This is a genomic window from Armatimonadota bacterium (assembly GCA_016125185.1).
Lineage (GTDB): Bacteria > Armatimonadota > Fimbriimonadia > Fimbriimonadales > Fimbriimonadaceae > Fimbriimonas.
The window spans coordinates 329,926-351,442 of sequence record WGMG01000001.1 but is presented as its reverse complement, the minus strand read 5'-3'; the positions used below and the strand labels follow the sequence as shown (position 1 = coordinate 351,442).

The following is a 21,517-nucleotide window of genomic DNA, read 5'->3' as shown; positions in this document are numbered from 1 at the left end:
CTACTTCTTTACGCGCTCAAGATACTTGCCTTCGCGAGTGTCAATCTTTAAGACGTCTCCGATGTTGATATGGAACGGTACTTGTACAGTGGCACCCGATTCGAGTTTAGCGGGCTTTGTTGCGCCACCACTCACCGTATTACCCCGTTCCCCTGGATCAGTTTCAACGACTTCAAGCTCGACAAAGTTCGGCAATTCATAGCCCAAAACTTCTTCCCGCACCTGGAGAGAGATGATTTCCATGTCTTCCTTCAGGTATTCAGCCTGGTCGCCAAGGGTCGCCATTTCGACGGGAATCTGCTCGTATGAGTCCAAATCCATCAAAATCGCTTCTGATCCTTGTTTGTATAAGAATTGCATTTTAACCTTCTCAAGAAATACTGGGTCTATTTTTTCGCCCGATCGGAAGGTTTTTTCCAAAACTTGCCCGGATTTTACTTTTCGGAGCCTCGTTCTTACGAATGCGCCACCCTTGCCGGGTTTTACGTGCTGGAATTCCAGGAGCGTCCAAATATCGCCGTCCATTTGAAACGCCATTCCAGTCTTAAAATCGCTCGTATCTGCCAATCTCTTTCTCCAATAGGTACACCTTTTACACGAAAAGGGTTCAATCAATTTTGGCAGAAAAGGCGTATTGCGTGTATGAAGTCGGCGTGAATCTGCTAATTACGCCGTAGACGACCGATCTCAAGCAGGATTTCCGTATCCCTATCGGGGATAGTTCCGTCGTACTTCGGTCCGATTCCCAACAGAAAGTTTCCGCCCCGACGATTGGCCGTTTCGATCTCCTCGACCACCTGAGCCGCCGATTTGAGTGGCTGGTTTTCGACGTACTTCCAATCCGGGCCGAGAGGCAGACACGCTTCCCACACATCCGGCAGTTGGTCGTCGGGGATTTCCCGTTCGGGAGTGACAAAGTCTTCGAATTCGTCCCCGACGGCTCGATTGGCGACGATCAGCCCAGGCTGAAGCTCGCGGGCCATCGCGACCATTTCCGCCATTCGGATGTCCTCTTTGCCCCGAACCCATCCGGCGTCGAGCCAGAGAATATCGACCTTGCCGTAGTTGGTCATCAACTCGCGAATTTGCCGATGGGTGTACTGGACAAACTTCTCCCACGTTTCTGGATCGTCGACCGTGTTGGCGGTCTGCGACATCGGACGAGGTTCTGGCGACCAGTAATAAGGGCAATGCCAATCCGCTTTGCTGAAGTAGACGGAAACGGCCAACCCCGCCCGACGACAGCTTTCGAACAGCGCTTTTGTTACGTCGGCATTGGAGTTCGTGTGAAACGGGCACTCCTCGCCGGTGATTTTGTAGTCGGTGGTCTCGGTGTCCCACATGCAAAAGCCGTCGTGATGCTTAGTGGTGAAGCACACGTACTTGGCTCCCGCCTCAACAAACAGATTCGCCCATTGGTCGGGATCGAAGCCGGTGGGGTTGAACTGCTTATGCAGGTTTCGGTAGTCCCGCTGAAACCAATCGATGTCTTTATTTCGCTCGGTCCAACACCGAATCTCGTCGCGCCGCGACCAGTCGCAATCTGGCACCAACGGCCAGCTTTCGCAGCAGTCCCAAAACGAATAGACGCCCCAATGCAGGATGATTCCAAACTTCAGGCTTTGGAACCATTTCAGCCGCTCACGAAGCCATTCTGGCTTGTCGCCGGTGCCGGTCGAGTGGGCGAAAACGTCTTCCCGCATCAGTCGTTTTTGGCTTCGAGGCCGAAGATCTCGCTTGTGCTGAGGGCTGCCTGGTGCTGGTAGCCGATGAGCTTTTCGCGAGTGTCCTGAATATCGAGATTTCGCATCGAGAGCTGGCCGATTCGGTCCTCGGGTGAGAACTCGGATTCGCCGCTTTCCATGCTGAGGCGTTCAGGGTGGTAAGCGAGGTTTTCGCCCTGGGTATCGAGAATCGTGTAGTCATCGCCTCGGCGAAGTTCGAGCGCGACCAAGCCGCTGACCATGCTAGCGATCCACCGCTGAGTGCTGTCGCGAAGCATCAGCGACTGCGGATCGAACCATCGTCCTTCGTACAGCAGACGACCGAGGCGGCGACCATTGATGCGGTAGTTTTCGATGGTGCCTTCGTTGTGGATCGCGTTGACTAGCCGCTCGTAGGCGATGTGCAAGAGGCACATGCCCGGCGCTTCGTAGATGCCGCGGCTCTTCGCCTCGATGATCCGGTTTTCGATCTGGTCGCTGAAGCCGAGCCCGTGTCGCCCACCGATGTCATTCGCCAGCCGGAACAGTTCGGTTTTGGTCTCAAACCGCTTGCCGTTGATGGCCACCGGCCATCCGTTCTCAAACTCGATGGTGACTTCTTCGGTGTCGATATCGACCGACGGATCCCAGTGCTTAACCGCCATGATCGGCTCTACGATGCGCAGACCCTTGTTCAGAAACTCGAGGTCCTTGGCTTCGTGGGTCGCGCCGAGGATATTCGCGTCGGTAGAGTATGCCTTCTCTTTTTTGTCGCGGTACGGCAGTTTATGGGTCTCCAACCACTCCGACATCTCCTTTCGACCGCCTAGTTCATTGACGAAGGCGGTATCCAACCACGGCTTGTAGATGCGTAGATCGGGATTGGCAAGCAAGCCGTAGCGGTAGAAGCGCTCGATGTCGTTGCCTTTATAGGTGCTTCCGTCGCCCCAGATCGAGACGCCGTCCTCGGCCATCGCCCGCACCAGTTTGGTACCGGTCACGGCCCGACCGATCGGAGTAGTGTTGAAGTAGGTTTTGCCACCGCTGGTGATGTGGAAGGCTCCGCATTGGATGGCGACGATACCCTCGATGACCATGTCCTCGACGCAATCCACCAGCCGAGCTTTCTCTGCGCCGTACTGAAGCGCCCGGTCGGGCACGCCCGTGACGTCGGGCTCATCGTACTGCCCGAGATCGCCGGTATAGCAGTAGGGAATGGCGCCCTTCGTGTGCATCCAGTGGACGGCGACGCTGGTATCCAGGCCGCCCGAGAAGGCGATGCCGACTTTTTCGCCGACGGGAAGGTTCGAGAGAATTCGTGACATAGATGGAAAAGAGCGGCCGCAGTCGCCCCTGACGTCGGGCCACTTAGAATTGTACTCGGGCGGCCCCTCGGAACGAGGGGCCGCCTCACCGGTTTACAGGCAGGGCCCGCCGTGACAATCGTCGCAGTACGTCTTGACCAGAGCCATGTCCACGCTTCCGATCACGGTTCCGCTGTCCGGTTCGAACTTGCTGAGGCAGCAGGCGGTCACGCCGCAGGCCAGATAGCAGCAGTCAGCCGGGCACATATCCTGAGTGCCCGCCTCGGTTGTTTGGACGTTGGCATCGTCGAGGGCAAACGTGATTTTGCTCACGTCGAGCGGAGTTTTGTCTCCGTTGGAATCAACAGTCCAGAAGGTTCGGTCGATAAGGCACCCTTGCGTTGAACTACCGTACAACATCCACTGAGCGTAGCCCGGCTGCGAGACAACCCCGTTGAGGTACTGAAGGGCAAAGTTGTGGTCGCGTCCCAGTTGGAGATGAACGTACAGCTGCATCTCCTTGGTCAGGAAAAAGAACTCAATTCCTCCATATTGTCCCGGCTGGGTCGAGAGCGCTTGCTCGAACCAGTCCCAAAATCCCTGCGGCTTCTCAAGTTCGACCAAGCCACCTGCCTGCGGCTTCGAAGTGGCTTGTTCGAGGCCAGCCACCAGCACCAAGGGCGTGCCGCACACACCGACCACTTGGTATGCGTAGCCGGTCGGTCCTTGAGGCATCGACTTCAGGATCAAACCGCTGTCGGGCCGAGGACAGTTCGATAGCGGATTGATTGTCTCGTCGTACCATTGCTCGAGGTTTCCGTTGATCAGCGGCTGAATGTCATCCGTGTCGTAGACCCACAGCGTGTCGTCAGAAGTAAGGGGAATGAATCGGGGGTTTTCCATGCTATTAGTCCAAATGAGGATTACCCCACCAAACCCCATTCGCGAGATCGATCTAACACAATCCTTGCTTTCTTAGTCAGATCGTCTCTAATATGCCGCGCACGGCTCCGTCTTTGCGGCTAGGTCCGCCGACCCATCCGTTTCGTTCTCGAACAACCTGGTGGGGTTAGCCGGGGGTCTTGAGGTCAAAACCCGGTACGGAAGTCACTAGGAGTCAATCTGGATAAAACTGTATAATCGCCCAATAGAAAATTCTTGGCCGAACCATAAGGAATCGAAACGACGGATCGAACGAGCCCTGACGAAATTCGGTACTACCGGCGAAGAAATGCAGGAGTCCTATTCCGTCCTGTATGATGACGGTCGCCGGGTTCTTCAGAAGTTTCTCCTTTCGCGCGGCGTCTCCGAAGACGAAAGCGATGAAATCGTCCAAAATCTGTTTGTCGGAATCCTCAACCACTGGTCCCGACTCCAGTTCAATTCCGCCTCCGCTTGGTACGGATACCTATACGAATCGTGTCGCAACGGCATCCGCCACGCAGCCAAGAACCCTAACCCGAGCAGCCCCCTGCGCGAAACCGAAGACCATCGAATCGATGTTCATGGGATCATCGCGAAGGTCTTGGACCGAGAAAGGCTTTACAGTGTCGCTGACGAAGTCTGGCTGGGAGTCGAGCCCGAAGACGGCCATAAGCGTTGCCTGGCCGCCCAACTCCATTTCATCGACGGACTTTCGCCGGAAGAAGCGCTCAAGGTTGTCGCGGCCGGACAACCACCACCCATCCAACCAGATGACTTTTTGGAATGGATTTCTTCGCCCTGGGTACTAAGAAAGGTCGCTTTCAACGAGCTCTATATTTCCAGCGATAGGCTTTGCGCAGAGATCCTTGGCCTGGAATCTTGGAGCAACGACGAGTTCGACCGAATCTGGCTTCACGCCAAGCGCAACGATCCCGAATTAGTGGCCATCGGCGACTGGACATGTATAGAAGTCGATTTTATTTTGATGCGTTACCGAGCCGGAATTCCGTTCTCGCTTGCACTAGCAAAAACTGCAAAACCGCTATCCCGGGAAAGAGGCTTGGAAATTCATGATAGATGTCGTTCGCGATATCCCTTTGTTAAAAAGATGATAAACCTTTGGGGCCGGACGGAAGGAATTCCGTTTCGAGATCAGGCGTTAGGGGCAAACTCCCTCTGGAAACGACTCGTTTTCCAGTATTACGTCCTGCACGAACTACCCCAGGACGACATTTTGGAGCGGATCTCGCCCGCCGCCGACGTGGCCGGCTATCGAATCCGCAACATCAACACTTGGATAGCCAACCGACTGCTGGACGACATCTTGTCTTGGAGGGCAAAAAACGATGGATGATTTGATTTACTTTTTGGCGGCGCTCGACGCTGAGCACCGCATTACCGTACCGCCAGTGCTGTTGAGGGACCTCGTCCTTTACGCTTCTGGCAAGGGCGACGCCCCCTTGATCGACTTCGTCGAACGCCAGTCGATCGAGCGATCTGAGGTTCGTGCGCGGCTTGTCAAAACCGGTCGGGCCATCGACTCCCTTCGCAAGGGCAGTCAGCCCCAACCCTTTACCAACCCATTCCTGGAAGCCGTCTACACGCTCTGGGCCGAGGCGTTGGGCGAAGGGACCGTAGTTGAATCGGAGCCTGACTGCGTCGTAATCGGGCGGGATCGAGAAATCGGCGAGATCGAGAACAAAGTCTTGAATGGCGAAAGCCGCCTCCTCGCCATCACCGGCATCGGCGGCATCGGGAAGACGGTTCTGCTCGGTGCATTGGCCAAGAAGCTGAGAAGTAACCGAAGGGTGGCCTACCTCTCCTGCACGACCGTCATCAGCAAGGCCGACTTCACCGACAAACTGAAGAATGCGCTCCAAATTGAGACCGATTCCGATGTCGAAAGCGCGGTTCGACGTACTCTGCACGAAGTTCCAACTGTTCTAATCCTCGACCGGATCGACGGCCTTGATTTTATCGAACAAGAACTCAAGAGTCTGATTGCCAGCGGCGAAAATCTTTCGATCGTTACATCATGTCGCGCCCTTTCGGAGAACAGCGCCATTGAGAACTTCGAGCTCAAGCCGTTCGATCTGTCCGATGAGTCACCTAACTCGCCGGCCATTTCGCTCTTCACGCGATTGGCCAAGCCGTGGTTAGAGAAGATCGAAGACCATCGAGCCGCAATCATCCAGTTGTGCCGACTGACTCAGGGCGTTCCCCTCGCCATCGCCATCTCGGCCGGGTGCCTTCGGACCCAGGAAATCGGCAACCTTTCCCACCAACTCGCCGAAGCGACGACGCGACAGGCGTACTCCGGTGGCGTTGTCCACTCGTCGGTCGATGGCTGCTTCCGCATGCTGGCGGACCAGGACCAATCAGCCCTTCGAGCGCTCTCGAACTTCTCCGGTCCATTCCTTTACGACGACGGTCGAATCGTTTCCGACCTCAACGACGAAGACTTTTCGTCCTCTCTCATTCGGCTTCACCAATGCGCACTCATCGCGTCGGTTTCGCATGAGGGTCGCCAAGGGTATCAAGTCGCAGATTCAGTCATCGAATACTTGGGCGAACCAAAGCTGGGCGAACCTACCACCGACCGCTTTGTTTCTCTCTTTGCGCACCGAGCGGCATCGATCGGACAGGCGATGGCGGCAGACCGCTGGGTGGCGGGAACGACGGAATTGCTGAGCAACCAGGCTCAGCTTCGCAAGGCCAGCCGCCTTGCCATCGAGTCCGGCGACGGAAACGAAATTCAGACCTTCGCCGATGGGCTCTGCCGCACCTACTTTGAATCGGGTCGCTTGGCCGACTTTGAGGCGCTGTGCGACGCGGCAATCGGGCTCCGCCGCGAAGAGCTTTCCATCCGAATGCTCGGCCTGCGTGGCGCCCTCGCCTCGATCAAGCAAGACAATCGGACCTGCCGCGATCTTTGGGGTCAACGGCTCGCCATTGCCAACAAGATCGGCGACTTCGAAGCCGGCGCAGACACCCTGACCGACCTTGCTTGGCAAGCGTTCGAGGAAGGCAACCATGAAGAGGCGTACGACTATCTGGAGCAGTCCGAGGCGTTGTGCCGAGAGCACGGCTTGATCGAGCTTGAAGCCACCGCCCAGATCATCCGAGCGCAGATGCACCTGGAAGCGGGTGACCAAGCGGAAGCTCGAGCCTGGATCGACAAGACCAATGTTAGTCTGGAGTCCTGCCGAGACCTCAAAATGCTGCCTTTCGTATACCAAGGTTTGGCACGAAGCTACGACAAGCTCGGCGAAACCGAGTTGGCAATCTCAACGCTTCGAACCCAGCTCAAATTGGTCTCCGAAGGGCATCGGGTCATCCACTCTGCGCGAACCCTCGCCAGCTTGGCAAGCCTTTATGAACGCAAAGGCGAAGTCTCGCTGGCTCTGGAGTGCTTGGTTTCCGCCATCGACGCGCTCAACGAGTACCAAACCAGGGACCTCGGCAGGTGCCGAACGCGACTCGCCGAACTCTGCGAGGCCAACCAAATTGCTGAGACCGATCCGCGGCTGCAGGCCACGCCGGGTGGCTGGATGCAGCTTGCGAAGCGGCTCTCCAGTTAAGGTTCAGAAATTTCTCGAAATATTTGATGCCGGGTGATAGATTCGCATGCGATCAATCGTTTGATATTGCGATCTGGGTTCTCATCGCCCGGCTGCCGAGGGCTCTTCGCGCCATTATTCGGGCGGGTTCGCTCGCCCGATCTCGGCTTAAAGCCAGCTTTGAGAAAGTCGAAACGTGCAACGTATGGGGTTTTCGCGTTCGCTCTCGGATTGCATGTGGGGAAAAAAGCTTCCTTGACGGGCTACATTTGATCGAGGAGCTTTTTTTATTGACTTAAAGTCAATAATTTGACCAAAAAGTTATACTTTTTGGTCATCTTTTTTACCGTTCGTGATAGATTGGGCGGCGGCGTATTATTTGGTCTTTCAAGCTGTCATGCGCGAACAGAATCGACCTTATTGCCTTCTCCCGCCTTACATCCTCGAACATATGGCAAATTCGGCCGATCCGGCAATTCGAGTTTGCGCACAGCGAACCGCGGGACTAACCGCCGCCCTGCGCTCTCTCCCGTCAATCGAGCCTGAACCAACTACTTTCGAAGCAGATTCTGGTCTCTGCCGCCAAATTTTCTGCATCTGCGGCGATGGTGGCGAACTGCCTGGCGACTTGAGACGGTCCGAAGGCGATCCGCCGACCGGTGATCCCCTCATCGACGAAGCCTACGGCGGAGTCGGCGCGACCTATCGATTCTTCAAGGAAAAGTTTGACCGCGACTCGATCGACAACAAGGGAATGCCAATCGCGGTGACTATTTGCGAGGGTCCCGGGTTCTCCAACAGCCTATGGAACGGCAACCAACTGATCTGTGGCGACGGAGACGGCAAAGCGTTTCACCACTTCACGTCGGGTGTCGACGTCATTGCCTTGGGTCTGGCTCACCGCATCGTCAGCATCGACTGCGAACTGGAGCCCTCGGGGCAATCTGGCGCCCTCCACGAGCATTTTGCCGACGTCCTTGGCAGCATGGCTCGGCAATATGCGCGCAAGCAGCGCTTTAGCCAAGCCGACTGGCTGATCGGTCGGGATATCGTGACCCGGGCCGAGACTCGTCTCGCCATCCGAAGTCTGATGGCTCCTGGCACAGCGTTCATCAACGACCCTTTTCTCGGGACTGATCCCCAAAGGTGCCGCATGCAGGACCTCTACTCCGGTCCAAACGAGGTCCACGTTAACTCCGGCATTCCCAACCACGCTTTCTACTTGGCGGCAAAAGAGATCGGCGGGTACTCGTGGGACACCATCGGCAATGTCTGGTACCAGGCGATGCAACGACTTGATCGCACCGCCCAGTTTTCCGATCTTGCCGGACTCACGCGCGACATCGCCCGAGTGGGCTACTCAGCCAAGGTGTATCAGTCGATCGACCTTGGCTGGAAGCGCGTCGATCTTTAGGCGTTGTACTCCGCCCACAGTCGCTCGAACTCGACCAAGAACTGATCCATAGCCGCGAATCCGCCGCGCCAGAAGGCTTCGGATTTGAGGTCGACGTTGACCATTGCCATCAGTTCGGTCGGCGACTTCGAGCCACCAAGGCGCAAAACCTCGATGTAGTCGTCGGCAAACGAAGGACCTTGCTTCTTGGCCATTTCGTACAAGCTGAGAACCAGGAGTTCGCCGAACGAGTAGGCGTACACGTAGAACGGCACCGCCATGAAATGGCTGACGTACATCCACCAGCATCGGTGCTGATCGCCCAACTTCACCGAGTCGCCGAACATCGCCTGGAGTTCTTCCTGCCAAATTTCACCATATTCGTCGGAGGTTAGCTCGCCCTCGGTGCGTCGCGCCTCGTGGATGCGCATCTCGAATTGGTACATCGCCGCTTGACGGAAGACCGTCGCAAAAATGCCCTCGATCTTTTCGGCGTACAAGGCCAACTTGTCCTTGGTCGATGCTCCCGACACGAGCTTTTCGAACACCAGCATCTCACCAAAGGTGCTGGCGAGTTCGGCCAGCGGCAGAGTGCCATGGTAGTTGAAGTACGTCTGCGCGCGGCTAAGGGATGCGTGGACGCCGTGCCCCAACTCGTGAGCAAGCGTCATCACGTCGTCCATCTTGTTCAGGAACGACTGGAGGATAACCGGGTGCGTGTCCGGCGTGTTGTAGCTACAAAATGCGCCACCGGTCTTGCCCTTTCGCGGCTCGGCATCGATCCAATTCTTATCGAAGAATTCGGCGGCTCGACTGCGGATCTCGCCCGAGAACTCGCCGAAGGCGTCGAGGACGATGCCTTGCGCCCGCTCCCAACTGACCTTTTCTTCAGCCGCGAAAAGCGGTGCGTATCGGTCGATGTGAGTGAGCTCGGGAAGGTCGAGAATCTGTCGCTTGACGGCGTAGTAACGCGCGACCATCGGATAGTATTCGCGGCATAGCCGGACGACGAGATCGACCGTCTCCCGGTCGAGTTCGTTGGCCATGTGGCGCGACTGCTGGGCGAACTCAAAGCCCCGAACGCGGTCTTCGATCGACTTATCCTGGAGCATCGTGTTGAAGATGAAAGTGAGCACCCGCTCCTGGTCCTTGAGGCCAGCCGTCAGAGCGTCGGCTCCTGCCTGTCGGGTCGCTCGGTCTTCGTGGCGAAGCAGGGCCAGCACTTCCTGCTGGCTCATTTCCTCGGTTTCGCCGTCTTTGTCCACCTTGAAGACGTAGTTCGAGGTCACCTCGTCGAACAGCCGATTCCATGCCCGCGAGCCGGTATTGGCCATCTCTTCCATCAGCACCTCTTCCTTCTCGCTGAGGCGGTACGGGCTGTAGGTTCGCGCAACCGTGACGTGGTGTACGTAGTTGCTGAGCTTGGGATCGGCGAGCAGTCGGTCGATCACCTCGCCCGAAGCGGCCTGCAGTTCAAGCTCGAAGAACATCAGCTTGACCTGAAGCTCGGTAGCCTTCTCCATCTGCGCCTGCATAAACGCACCGATGGTCGGATTGCTGGCATCGCCGGCAAAGAGAAGGTTGGCGAAAGAAAGCGGCTTGGCAACGTCGGTCGTCAGCTCTTCCAGCGAAGTGAGGGCGCTGGCGAGCGTATCCGCCGTGAGGGCCGGATCGTCGATTTTGCCTCGGTACTGAGTGGCGAAAGCGTCGGCGCGAGCGTTGGCCTCTTTCCAAGTGGCTTCGATCTTCGGATCATCGATCGAGGCGAAGAGTGCGCTGAGGTCCCAGCGTACCGGCGGTGGCAAAACTTCGGTGGACATAGTTTAGATTATGAGGCGGGGCCGCCCCAATTAACCATCTCTACGCCCACACCGGGTCTCGCGGTTTCCCAGCTTTCATAATAGATGCATGACTTCCAACGCCGAGCTCGTCTCGAACGTGATTCCCGACATCAGCGGACTGCAGGGCACCGACCTGGTGGTGACCTCGCCGATCGACGGTTCCATCCTCGCTCGCTTGAGGGTGGATACGCCAGCTTCCGTCAATGCCAAAATCGCCAAATCGGTCGAGGCATTCAAGCAATGGCGAGAAGTCCCAGCCCCCAAAAGAGGCGAGCTGGTGCGCGTCCTAGGCAACAAGCTCCGGGAACGCAAAGAGGACCTCGCCAAGCTGGTGACCCTTGAATGCGGAAAGATTCTGGAAGAAGGTCGCGGCGAGGTACAGGAGATGATCGACATCTGCGACTTCGCGGTCGGACTCTCCCGCCAGCTTTATGGCCTGACCATCGCCAGCGAGCGCAAGAACCACGTGATGCAGGAAAACTGGTTGCCGCTCGGGCCGGTCGGCATCATTTCGGCGTTCAATTTCCCCGTCGCCGTCTGGTCGTGGAATGCGGCCCTGGCCCTCGTGTGCGGCGATAGTTGTCTTTGGAAGCCCAGCGAGAAGACTCCGCTGACGGCCTTGGCCTGCCAAGCCATCTTTGATGAGGCCGCGCAGGAAGTCGGCGGCATTCCGGCCGGCCTAAGCCAAGTGATCATCGGCGATGCATCGGTCGGCTCGCGGCTGGTCGATGACATTCGCGTCCCCCTGATCTCGGCCACCGGATCGACGCGCATGGGTGCGGCCGTTGGTCAGCGCGTAGCAGGGCGCTTCGGGCGAGCCCTGCTCGAGCTCGGGGGCAACAACGCCATCATCGTCACCGAGTCCGCCGACCTCGATGTCGCCATCCCGTCGATCCTGTTCGGAAGCGTCGGCACCGCCGGACAGCGATGCACCACCACTCGCCGCGTTATCGTCCACCGATCCTTGGTCGATCGCGTCTTCGATATCCTCAAAAAGGCGTACGGCACCATCGGCAACTCCAAAGTCGGCAACCCACTAGAAGCCGGAACTCTGGTTGGGCCTCTCATCGACGAAGCCTCCTTCAATGGCATGCAGGGTGCCCTTGATCGCATTCGCACCGAAGCCACCGAAGTCGTGGGCGGCGAGCGAGCATTGGCCGACCAGTATCCCGGCGGATACTACGTACGCCCGGCCTTGGTCAAGCTGTCCGGCCAGAGCGAGACGATCTTCACCGAGACCTTCGCGCCGATCACCTACGTCATCCCATTCGATTCGCTCGACGAAGCGCTGGAGATTCACAACGCCGTTCCGCAGGGCCTCAGTTCGGCGATCATGACGACCGACGTCCGCGACGCCGAATACTTTAAGCAGCACAGCGACTGCGGGATCGCCAACGTCAACATTGGCACCTCGGGAGCCGAAATCGGCGGCGCGTTTGGTGGCGAAAAGGAGACCGGTGGCGGACGCGAATCCGGCTCTGACGCCTGGAAGGCCTACATGCGACGACAGACGAGCACGACCTTCTTCGGTCGCGAAAAGCCCGCCCTCGCCCAAGGCATCAAGTTCGACCTCGACTAGCCCGCTACCACTTCTTGGCTTGGCCCGTCAGCTCGAAGCTGAGGTTCAGCGGCGCGCTAAGCCCAGGCGTGCCCGGCTGGCATCCGCCGATCGTCGCCGTCAGCTTCTCGGGAATGAGCACATGCTTGCCGTTGTCGTCATGCTCGGCCAGGTCCTTGGCCGAGAGGCGCACGTCAACCCAAACGCTCTTCTTGGCGGGCACACTCACCCGCTTGAACCAGCGCAGTTCGCGAATCGCCGCATCCTTGTCGTGCCGCGAGAGGTAGAACTGCACCACCTCGTCACCGTCTCGATTAGACATATTGGTGACCTTCACCCGACCCACAAAGTCCTTGCCGATAGCCAGCTTCTTCGGCCCCTTCCATCCGCTGTACACGAACTTGCTGTAGCTGAGGCCGAACCCGAACGGGTACAGCGGCTTGCGGGCATCGTAGCGGTAGGTCCGGTTGGTCATGTGGTAGTCCGAGAAATCGGGCAGTTCGCTGGTGGAGTGGTACACCGTCACCGGCAGGCGTCCAGCCGGGTTGTTGAGTCCAAACAGGGATTCCGCAATGGCGGTACCCGCCTCTTGCCCGCCGTACCAGGACTCCATGATGGCCGAGAGGTTACCGTCGGCCCACGTCGATGAAACTGGTCCGCCGTTGACAAGGACCAACACCACCGGCTTGCCCGTCGCCTTCAGCGCCTTCAAGAGCTCGGTTTGGACCGCCGGAAGCTCGATGGAGGTTCGGTCGCCTTCCTCGTCCTCTTGGGCGGGCGAGAGACCCATGCACGCGACTACCACGTCCGAAGATTTAGCCGCCTCGACCGCGTCGGCGAACTTGGATTGCCCGGGAGTGGTCCACATCAGTTGGCAAGAGGCATACTGTTCGGATTCGAAGTACTCGGCCTTGATATCGACCACTTGGCCCGCTTGGAGCGTCACCTGGCCCGACTTCAGACGCGCCGCTCCGTTTGTCCAATCTTCCTCAAGCAATTTGCCGTCGATCCACAGCCGCGCACCGTCGTCGGCCTTAAGGCCGATGTTGTAAACGCCGGTCGTGGGGGCCTTCAGCTTGCCCGTCCATCGGATCGAAAAGTTGTCTTTCAGGTCCTTTGCCGGGCCATCTTCGCCCCAATTCTCGTCGATGTTCTTCGCCTCGCCGAGTTCGGGCGTTCCTTCCAGCGTTTTGTTGCGGAACAGTTCCCGCTTCAGCGGTCCGGCAAAGGCCGAAGCAGGCACAACCTCGACATTATCGACACCGGTGATCGTACACCCGCGAGCGTAGTTGATCTTGATCTTTCGCGCTTCGGCCAGCTTTCGGATGCCCGCCAGTGGCGTCACCGTGTAGGTCGGGATGCCGTTGTAGTTGCCCCACAGCGTCTCTTTGACATCCGCATTCGGACCGATCACCGCGATCGATTTGACACTGGATTTGAGGGGCAGAGTGCCGCTATTCTTGAGCAGAACGATCGACTTCTCGGCCAGGTTTCGCGCCAGTTTCTGATGGGCTGGGCTCTCGACCACCGACATCGGAATTTGGGCGTATTTGACCATCGACGGTGGGTCGAAGAGGCCGAGTTTGATCCTTGCTTCCATCAATCGCGTCAGCGATTTGTCGATCTCGGCTTCCTTGATCAGCCCTTCGTCCACGGCTTGAACCAGAGCGTGGTACGCGCCGCCGCATTCTAGATCACACCCGGCATTGACCGCATCGGCGGAAGCCTCGGCGTATGTCTTGGCGTAATGGTGGCCATTCACGATGTCGTTGATCGCCCCGCAATCCGACACGACGTACCCCTGGAAGCCCCATTTCTTGCGAAGAATGTCCTCCAGTAGGACCGTGTTCGCCGACGAGGGTGCGCCGTCCACGCGATTGTACGACGACATGATCGACCATGCTTTGCCCTCGGTGATGCACGCCTCGAAGGCGGGCAGATAGGTGTTCCAAAGGTCGCGTTTAGTCGGAGTGGCGTTGAATTGGTGGCGCAAGGGGTCGGGGCCGCTGTGCACGGCGTAGTGCTTCGGCGTCGCGACCGTCTTCAGGTATTTCGGATCGTCGCCCTGCATGCCGGTGATGTATGCCACGCCCATTCGCGAAGTCAGGAAGGGGTCTTCGCCGTAGGTTTCGTGGCCGCGGCCCCAGCGCGGGTCGCGAAAAATGTTGATATTGGGAGCCCACATGGTGAGGCCTTGGTAGTTTCCGGACGAGCCGGTTTTGCGGAATTGGTCGTGAAACTTGGCGCGCGCTTCGTCCGATGTGGCGACGCCCATCTGATGGATGAGGTCGGGCTGGAAGGTGGCGGCGAGGCCGATCGGCTGGGGAAACACGGTGGCGGTTCCGTTGCGAGCCACACCGTGCAATGCCTCGTTCCACCAGTTATAGGCTGGGACACCAAGGCGGGGAATTGCCTTCGCTCCGTGTACCATTTGGGAGACTTTCTCGGCGAGAGTCATCCGCCCGACCAGGTCCTTTGCCCGCACCTCGACCGAGAGGCTGGGGTTGAGGTAAGGCATCTTGGATTGGGAGGCGGCAACGGCGACGGTCCAGGCGAGAAGCATGATTGTCAGTTTAGCCCCACTTCTTTGGGAGTGCTAACGCCTGCGTTAGCTTTCGTACTGCGAAGCCTGCTTCGCTGAAAGTTAGAAATCGTCGTCGATATCGAGTTGATCGTACTTAAACGACTTGACCGTTTCGATGAACGAGCGATCACCGTGGGTTTCAAACCAATGGGCACTGCAGAATGGGTAGCTCAGCGCGGGTCCGAACCCATGCTTCGTAGGGTTGTTATGCACATAGTTCAGGCGGGCCAAATAGGACTTTTCGAAAGAAAGCCGTGTATCTCGCATGTTGTACCAAACCCTTCGCCCGACGGCGTTGTCAAGACGATTCAATTCGCGCGCTGAGACTCCGTGGATCTTCTCAGTGAGCTTCTTGACTCCCATGTCTGCCGGGTTGAAACCAATCAGATGATAGTGATTGGCAAATATTGCCCACGCTTGCAACTCGAAGTCGAACTCTAGACAGGTTTCAAAAATGATGCTCTGAAGCAATTCCAACTTCTCGTCGCTACGAAACCAGTGTTCCTTTTGGTAGGTCGCCGCCGTCACAAAGTACGTTCCTGGCTCCGTAACGGACTTGCTCGGCGCATGTGGCCACGAATGCATGACGTCTTCATTCTAACCACTGCTCGAATTCAGCGAAGCAAGCTTCGCAGTCTCAAAGCGCGAACAGGTTCGCGCACTCCCAAAGAGTCCACCCTCCTTTGAAAGACCGCTCGCCTACAACTGAGCCTTCAGCAGACCTTCCGCCGCCGCGAGGGCTCCTTCGACTTTCCCGGGATCCTTTCCGCCCGCCGTCGCGAAGTCTGGTCGGCCACCACCGCCACCACCTGCAATCTTGGCGATCTCGCGCACCAAGTTCCCCGCGTGGGCACCCTTGGCCACCGCATCGGGTCCGACCTTGCAAATAAACGTCACCTTGTCGCCAACCACCGCCGCCAGAGTGACCTGGTTCGGCTTGCCGTTCGCTTCGTTATCCACCGCCTGGCTGGCGATCTTCGAGTCGGCGTCGCCAAAGTTCTTCACCCACAGCGTCACGCCGCCAACATCCACGGTGTCGCTCGCAGTCGAACCGCCCGACATCGCGGCCATCTCGGCCTTTTCGCGCCGCTTTCGCTCGTCCTTCAGTTGCTCCAGGGCTCGCTCGACGGCCTGCACCAAGTCCCGCGGCGACGATTTCAACAGGTTCGCCGCCTCCTTCACCGCTTCGGTTTCCTCGCGGACAAACTCGTACGCGCCTTCACCGGTGATCGCCTCGATGCGCCGCACCCCGCTTGCCGCCGAGCTTTCGCTTACGATTTTGAACAGCCCGATCTCGCCCGTCGTTCGAACGTGGATGCCGCCGCACAGCTCGCGGCTGAAATCTCCCACTTCGACCATGCGAACCTTATCGCCATACTTCTCACCGAAGAGCGCCATCGCGCCCCGCGCTCGAGCCTCGTCGATGGGCAGATCCACGTACGTCGTCACGTCGATGTTCTTCAGGATTTCGTCATTGACAATCTGCTCGACCTCGGCGATCTCCTCGGCCGTCATCCCTTTGCCGTGCGTGAAGTCGAAGCGCAGATTGTCGGGACCGACGTACGAGCCGGCCTGGGTCACGCTCGTACCCAGCACCTGCCGCAAGGCGGCCTGAAGCAGGTGAGTGGCCGTGTGGTTGCGCTTGATTCGCGCGCGCCGCTTTGCATCGACGATCGCCTCGACCGGCTTGCCCAGCAGGCTCTCCACACCTTGACCGATGACATCGTGCCACCACGTGCCCGCGCTCTTCGTCGTGTTCTCCACGATCAGGCTGGTGCCGTTGACTCGAATCTCGCCGGTGTCGCCAATCTGTCCACCCGATTCGCCGTAAAACGGCGTTCGATCGAGCGCGACTTTGTACTTTCCGGCCGCAACGGGTCGAATGCGGACGAGCGTTGCAGATTCTTGTACGTCATGGTAACCGGTAAACGTTGTCTCGGATGGAGCGTCGTCAGTCGCTTGTTCATTTTCCGCCGACATACCAGAGTAGGCCGATTTTTCGCCTTGGGCGCCGCGCGAGCGCTCCTGCGCTTCCTTCATTGCGGCTTCGTAGCCGTCGATGTCGACGGGGATGCCGGACTCTGCGCAGAGTTCTTGAGTTATTTCCAATGGGAAGCCAAGCGAGTCATATAAGAAGAATGCGCGCTTTCCGCTTAATACGTACGTCTTTGACGCGTAATGTTTGAGTTCATCTGGCAAGACCTGAGCTCTCAATTCAGAGGCGATCGAAGATAGAACACGACCTAACTCGCCTGAAGTAATGACTCGCTCCATTTGTTGCATACCAGTGCGGAAATTTGACTCCGAACTTGAAAACGTGTTCGATGGGAACTTGTTAACTAGATCAATTAGGTATTGATCAATAGGCTTGCGGATAAGCGCCCGTTCGACGGCATCAACATATGTTGGATAGAGATCCATCGCCCACTTGATGAATCCCTCATACAGGGCGTCAACCCCATTCTGGAGTGTCTTCCTAAACAACGCCTCCTCGCTCTTCAGCGTCTCTTCGATGACCTCACGTCGTGTGATCAACTCCGTGTAATGATCGCCAAACGTGTCGAACACCGCCTCGGCCACCTCGTGCATGAAGAGGTCATTGAAGCCAAGGACGCGCTGACCCTTCAGCACGGCGCGACGAATGAGGCGTCGCAATACGTAACCGCGACCGTTGTTAGCGGGAAGCACGCCGTCCGCAATGCAGAAGCAAGAAGTCCGAATATGGTCGGCGATGATGCGTTTAGCATTCTTGATGGCCCCTTCCTCCTCGGGGAGCAAAGGGGTTGGGGATGGAGGGGTAGAAGAGCCGGATGCCTCTCGATGAGAAGAGTTCCCCTCACCCGGTTCGTTCGTACCTCTCTCACCGACCTCTCCATCCGGAGAGGTATCTCCAGTCGTGACTCTTCCTTGGGAGAGGCCGGTGAGGGACGAATCGGGTGAGGGCTGAAAGCTTCGAAGCGCGTCAATCTTGCCCAAAATCGGCAGGAAAGCATCGGTCTCGTACACCGTCGTCTTGCCCGACAGCACCGCCACCGTGCGCTCCATACCCATACCCGTGTCGATCGACTGGAACGGAAGATCGGGCATGCCCGTCTTTTCGTAGCCATCCGACGGCCGGTCGGGGTTGCGGTGCACGCCTTGCCACTCGAACTGAATGAACACGTCGTTCCAAATCTCCAGCCAGTTCTTCGCCTCGTCGTCGGCGATCCACTGCTCACGCGAGTAGTCACCCGCCTGCGTTCCGGGCACGGTCGAAGGGTTCGTCCAATAGAACATCTCCGAGTTCGGCCCGCACGGCCCCGGGGGACCTTTGGTGAACGATCCCGCCGGCCAGTAGTTCGTCTCTTCGTCCAGCTTGAAGATTCGCGTCGACGGGTCAATGCCCGCTTGTTTCAAATGGGAGGACCAGCACTCGAAAGCCACGTCATCCTCCTCAAAAACGGTAAAGGAGAGCCGCTTCGGGTCGAGCCCCAACCACTCCTTGCTCGTGAGGAATTCCCATGAGTACGCAATCGCATCCTTCTTGAAATAATCGCCAAACGAGAAGTTGCCCAGCATCTCGAAAAAGGTCAGGTGGCTGTCGTCGCCGACCTCGTCGATATCGCCCGTTCGCACGCACTTCTGGGCGGTGACCAGCCGCTTGTTGGGCGGCGTTGCGATGCCGCGGAAATAAGGCTTGAACTGCACCATTCCGGCGCCGTTGAAGAGCAGGGTTTCGTCCAGGCGTCCGGTGACGTCGACGGGGATCAGCGACCCAGAATCGTGGATCGTGTGCCCCTTGCTCTCGAAGAAGCGCAAATATTTCTCGCGTAGTTCGCGAACGGTCATTGGATCATTTTGACAGATCAGCCAAGAGTCAGCAGTTGGCAGTCGGCAGTTGGCAGAAGAATGCCCTGATCTAGTTCACGATGATGAACGGGCAAGCCACCGGAAAGACGATTCATTTTATGGGAAGACATACTCCTACCATAATCAAACAGGGCCATTGAAGGCGATTAGGACTCTTTCTCCAATTTCTCGCAAAGCGAAAATTGGGGAGAGTACGGCCGCTAGGCCGGGAGAGGGGAAAGTCAGCCGCTAAACTTCCGCTTCCAATCGTCCAACAGTTTCAGCGCCTCAAGCGGCGTGAGGGCGTTGACGTTCACCTTCTCTAGTTCATCCAGCACCGGCGGACGCTCGGCTTCAAACAGCGTCATCTGCAATCTCTGCGTCGTCACGGGCACCGCCTGAGGCGGTTTGGTCTCTTCCAACTCGCCCAAAATCTCCTGCGCCCGAATCAACACGGGTGAAGGAACCCCGGCCATGCGTGCCACGTGGATGCCATACGAGCGATCCGCCCCGCCGGGCAGGACCCGGTGCGTCCACACAATCTCATCGCCAAACTCTTCCACCGCCACGCGAAAATTTCGCACCGTCGGCATATCCTTCTCCAACTCGTTGAGCTGGTGGTAGTGGGTGGCAAAAAGCGTTTTGGCCTGAACGCCGACCAAATGCTCGATCATCGCCCACGCGATAGCCAAACCATCATAAGTCGAGGTTCCTCGTCCGACTTCATCCAAAATCACAAGGCTCCTCTCAGTCGCGTGGTTCAAGATGTTCGCCGACTCGACCATTTCCACCATGAACGTGCTTTGGCCGTGGGCCAGTTCATCCTTCGCGCCAATGCGCGCGAAGATGCGGTCGCAGATTCCGACCCGCGCATCCTTCGCCGGAACGTATGCCCCAATCTGCGCCATCAGGGTCACCAGCGCCGTCTGGCGCAGGAAGGTCGATTTGCCCGCCATGTTCGGCCCCGTGATGATGAGGCACCGAGGCGACTCCTCGCCGAGATCGAGGTCGTTCGGCACGAAATTCGACGTGTTCGCCTCGACCACCGCGTGTCGCCCCGAATGGTAGCCAAGCACATCGTCCTCGACGACCTCGGGTCGCACGTACTGCCGCTGAACCGCCACGTCGGCAAAGTTCGACAGCACGTCGATCTCCGCCACCGCGCGGGCCGTCTGCAAAAGTGAACCGGCATGTTCGGCCACCCGCAGGCGCACCCGGTGGAACAGGTCGGACTCCAGCGCCGTCGCCTTCTCCTCCGCCCCCAGCACCTGGGCCTCCTGGTCCTTTAGCTCGGCAGTGATGTACCGTTCGGCATTCGCAGTCGTTTGCTTGCGGATGTAATGCTCTGGCACCTTGTCCAAATTAGTCTTGGTCACCTCGATGAAGTAGCCAAAGACCGAATTGAAGCCAATCTTGAGGTTGCCGATGCCAGTCGTCTCGCGCTCCTTGGCCTCTAGGGCGGCGATGAAGCCCTTCCCGTTTCGAGATAGCTCGCGCAGTTTGTCGAGTTCGTGGTCGTGACCCTCACGGATGACGCCGCCGTCGCGCACCGTGTGCGGCGGCTCAGGCACGATCGACTGGGTCAACAGCTTCGATAGGTCGCCGTGCGATTGCACCTGCTCGATCAGCTCTTGAATCCGGCCGAAGCCCAGCTTCTCGGCTGGTTGGAGCACTTTCGGCAGGTTGATCAGCGTCTGCCGCAACGCCGCCAAGTCCCGCGGCCCCGCCAAATTGGCCGAGCATCGCGACACCAACCGCTCGATATCCGACAATCCGGCTAGCGCATCCCGAAGATCGCCGCGATGGATCGACGAGCCCATGAACCGCGCCACCGCGTCGTGCCGCCGCTTGATCTCGTCCCGATCCAGAAGCGGTTGCTCGACCCATCGCCGCAATAGCCGTGCACCCATCGGGGTGCGCGTGGTGTCCAGCACGCCCAACAGCGTGTACTTGCGCGAACCGTCGGCGAGGTTCTGCGTCAGCTCCAGCGACCGCCGCGTGGCTGGGTCCAGCCGCATGAAGCCGTCGACCGAGTACGTCGCCAACCCTTGAAGGTGATCTAATGAAACGTGGTTTCGCTCCGCATACGCCACGATCATCGACGCCGCCGTGATCGCCGCTGGCTTATCCGCACAGCCAAACCCGCTCAGCGACGACACATGCAGGACCTCGGAAAGCTTGCGCGTCGCCTGATCCAGCCTCGGCTGGTTGAAATCGGTGGTCATCGTTCCCAGGGCCGACCGTGCGACCTCGCCGTACGCCTCTAAGTCCTTCCCGAGCAGAAGTTCGGTAGGCCGAAGCCGGGCTAGTTCCTGCAACAAACGCTCCTGCGACTCCGAACCCGTGATCTCGGTCACCTGAAATTCGCCGGTCGAGGGGTCCAAAATCGCCAGGCCCAGATTCCCATCGCTGACGCAGAGCGCGGCCAAAAAGTTGTTCCGGCCCGACTCCAATAGGGAGTCTTCAAGCACCGTGCCGGGAGTCATGACGCGGGTGATGCCGCGCTTCACCAGCCCCTTGGCGGTTTTGGGATCCTCAAGCTGATCGCAAATGGCGACCTTGTATCCCTTTTGGAGCAAGCGGGCCAGATAGCGCTCCACAGAGTGGAACGGCACCCCCGCCATAGGGATTTTGTCCCCACCGTCTGCCTTGGCCGTGAGGGTTATTTCGAGGGCCGATGCAGCGGTTTCTGCATCTTCGCCGTAAAATTCATAGAAGTCGCCGACCCTCATGGCCAAGAGAACCCCGGGGTGTTCGGCTTTGGCGGTGAAGTATTGCTGCAGCATCGGCGTTTTTGCGGTCATGCCCTTCAAAAGTATGAC

13 protein-coding genes are annotated in these 21,517 nt (G+C 58.1%); 4 read left to right on the top strand and 9 right to left on the bottom strand.

Annotated elements, in window-relative coordinates:
* From efp to GC165_01460, 4 genes are all read right to left on the bottom strand, one after another.
* Entirely contained in the window at positions 1-567 is a 567-nt protein-coding gene (gene efp / locus GC165_01475) for an elongation factor P (GenBank protein ID MBI1331529.1), read from the bottom strand.
* A 95-nt stretch (positions 568-662) separates the two neighbouring features.
* On the bottom strand, positions 663-1,703 hold the full coding sequence (locus tag GC165_01470; GenBank protein MBI1331528.1) for an alpha-L-fucosidase: 1,041 nt from the start codon (positions 1,701-1,703) through the stop codon (positions 663-665).
* Positions 1,703-3,028, bottom strand: coding sequence for an argininosuccinate synthase (gene argG / locus GC165_01465; GenBank protein MBI1331527.1), 1,326 nt, complete (start codon positions 3,026-3,028; stop codon positions 1,703-1,705). The genes GC165_01470 and argG overlap by 1 nt, the downstream gene beginning before the upstream one ends.
* A 93-nt stretch (positions 3,029-3,121) precedes the next feature.
* The gene (locus tag GC165_01460; GenBank protein MBI1331526.1) at positions 3,122-3,910 is read right to left on the bottom strand and encodes a hypothetical protein; all 789 of its coding nucleotides are present in this window, start codon (positions 3,908-3,910) and stop codon (positions 3,122-3,124) included.
* A 328-nt stretch (positions 3,911-4,238) separates the two neighbouring features.
* Here GC165_01460 and GC165_01455 point away from each other — a divergent pair, with 328 nt between their 5' ends.
* The 3 genes from GC165_01455 to GC165_01445 all read left to right on the top strand — a co-directional run bounded on the left by GC165_01455 (position 4,239) and on the right by GC165_01445 (position 8,905).
* The gene (locus GC165_01455; protein ID MBI1331525.1) at positions 4,239-5,285 is read left to right on the top strand and encodes a hypothetical protein; all 1,047 of its coding nucleotides are present in this window, start codon (positions 4,239-4,241) and stop codon (positions 5,283-5,285) included.
* Positions 5,278-7,512: an AAA family ATPase gene (locus GC165_01450; protein MBI1331524.1), complete on the top strand. Its 2,235-nt coding sequence runs from the start codon at positions 5,278-5,280 to the stop codon at positions 7,510-7,512. Before GC165_01455 ends, GC165_01450 begins: the two co-directional genes overlap by 8 nt.
* A 376-nt stretch (positions 7,513-7,888) precedes the next feature.
* Positions 7,889-8,905 carry a peptidase M4 family protein gene (locus GC165_01445; GenBank protein ID MBI1331523.1) on the top strand — a complete coding sequence of 339 codons (1,017 nt, stop codon included), beginning with the start codon at positions 7,889-7,891 and terminating at the stop codon, positions 8,903-8,905.
* Here GC165_01445 and GC165_01440 read toward each other — a convergent pair.
* Positions 8,902-10,704 carry a M3 family oligoendopeptidase gene (locus tag GC165_01440; GenBank protein ID MBI1331522.1) on the bottom strand — a complete coding sequence of 601 codons (1,803 nt, stop codon included), beginning with the start codon at positions 10,702-10,704 and terminating at the stop codon, positions 8,902-8,904. The two genes, GC165_01445 and GC165_01440, sit on opposite strands and share 4 nt — an antisense overlap.
* Positions 10,705-10,792: 88 nt before the next feature.
* Between GC165_01440 and GC165_01435 the strand changes: the two genes are divergently transcribed.
* On the top strand, positions 10,793-12,304 hold the full coding sequence (locus GC165_01435; GenBank protein MBI1331521.1) for an aldehyde dehydrogenase family protein: 1,512 nt from the start codon (positions 10,793-10,795) through the stop codon (positions 12,302-12,304).
* Positions 12,305-12,308: 4 nt separating this feature from the next.
* Here GC165_01435 and GC165_01430 read toward each other — a convergent pair whose 3' ends face one another.
* From GC165_01430 to mutS, 4 genes are all read right to left on the bottom strand, one after another.
* Complete coding sequence (locus GC165_01430) at positions 12,309-14,846, bottom strand: hypothetical protein (GenBank protein ID MBI1331520.1); 2,538 nt, start codon at positions 14,844-14,846, stop codon at positions 12,309-12,311.
* 81 nt (positions 14,847-14,927) lie between these two features.
* Complete coding sequence (locus tag GC165_01425) at positions 14,928-15,452, bottom strand: hypothetical protein (protein ID MBI1331519.1); 525 nt, start codon at positions 15,450-15,452, stop codon at positions 14,928-14,930.
* Between the two features lie 114 nt (positions 15,453-15,566).
* On the bottom strand, positions 15,567-18,695 hold the full coding sequence (locus GC165_01420) for a hypothetical protein (GenBank protein MBI1331518.1): 3,129 nt from the start codon (positions 18,693-18,695) through the stop codon (positions 15,567-15,569).
* A 242-nt stretch (positions 18,696-18,937) separates the two neighbouring features.
* Entirely contained in the window at positions 18,938-21,499 is a 2,562-nt protein-coding gene (gene mutS / locus GC165_01415; GenBank protein MBI1331517.1) for a DNA mismatch repair protein MutS, read from the bottom strand.
* Between the last annotated feature and the right edge of the window lie 18 nt (positions 21,500-21,517).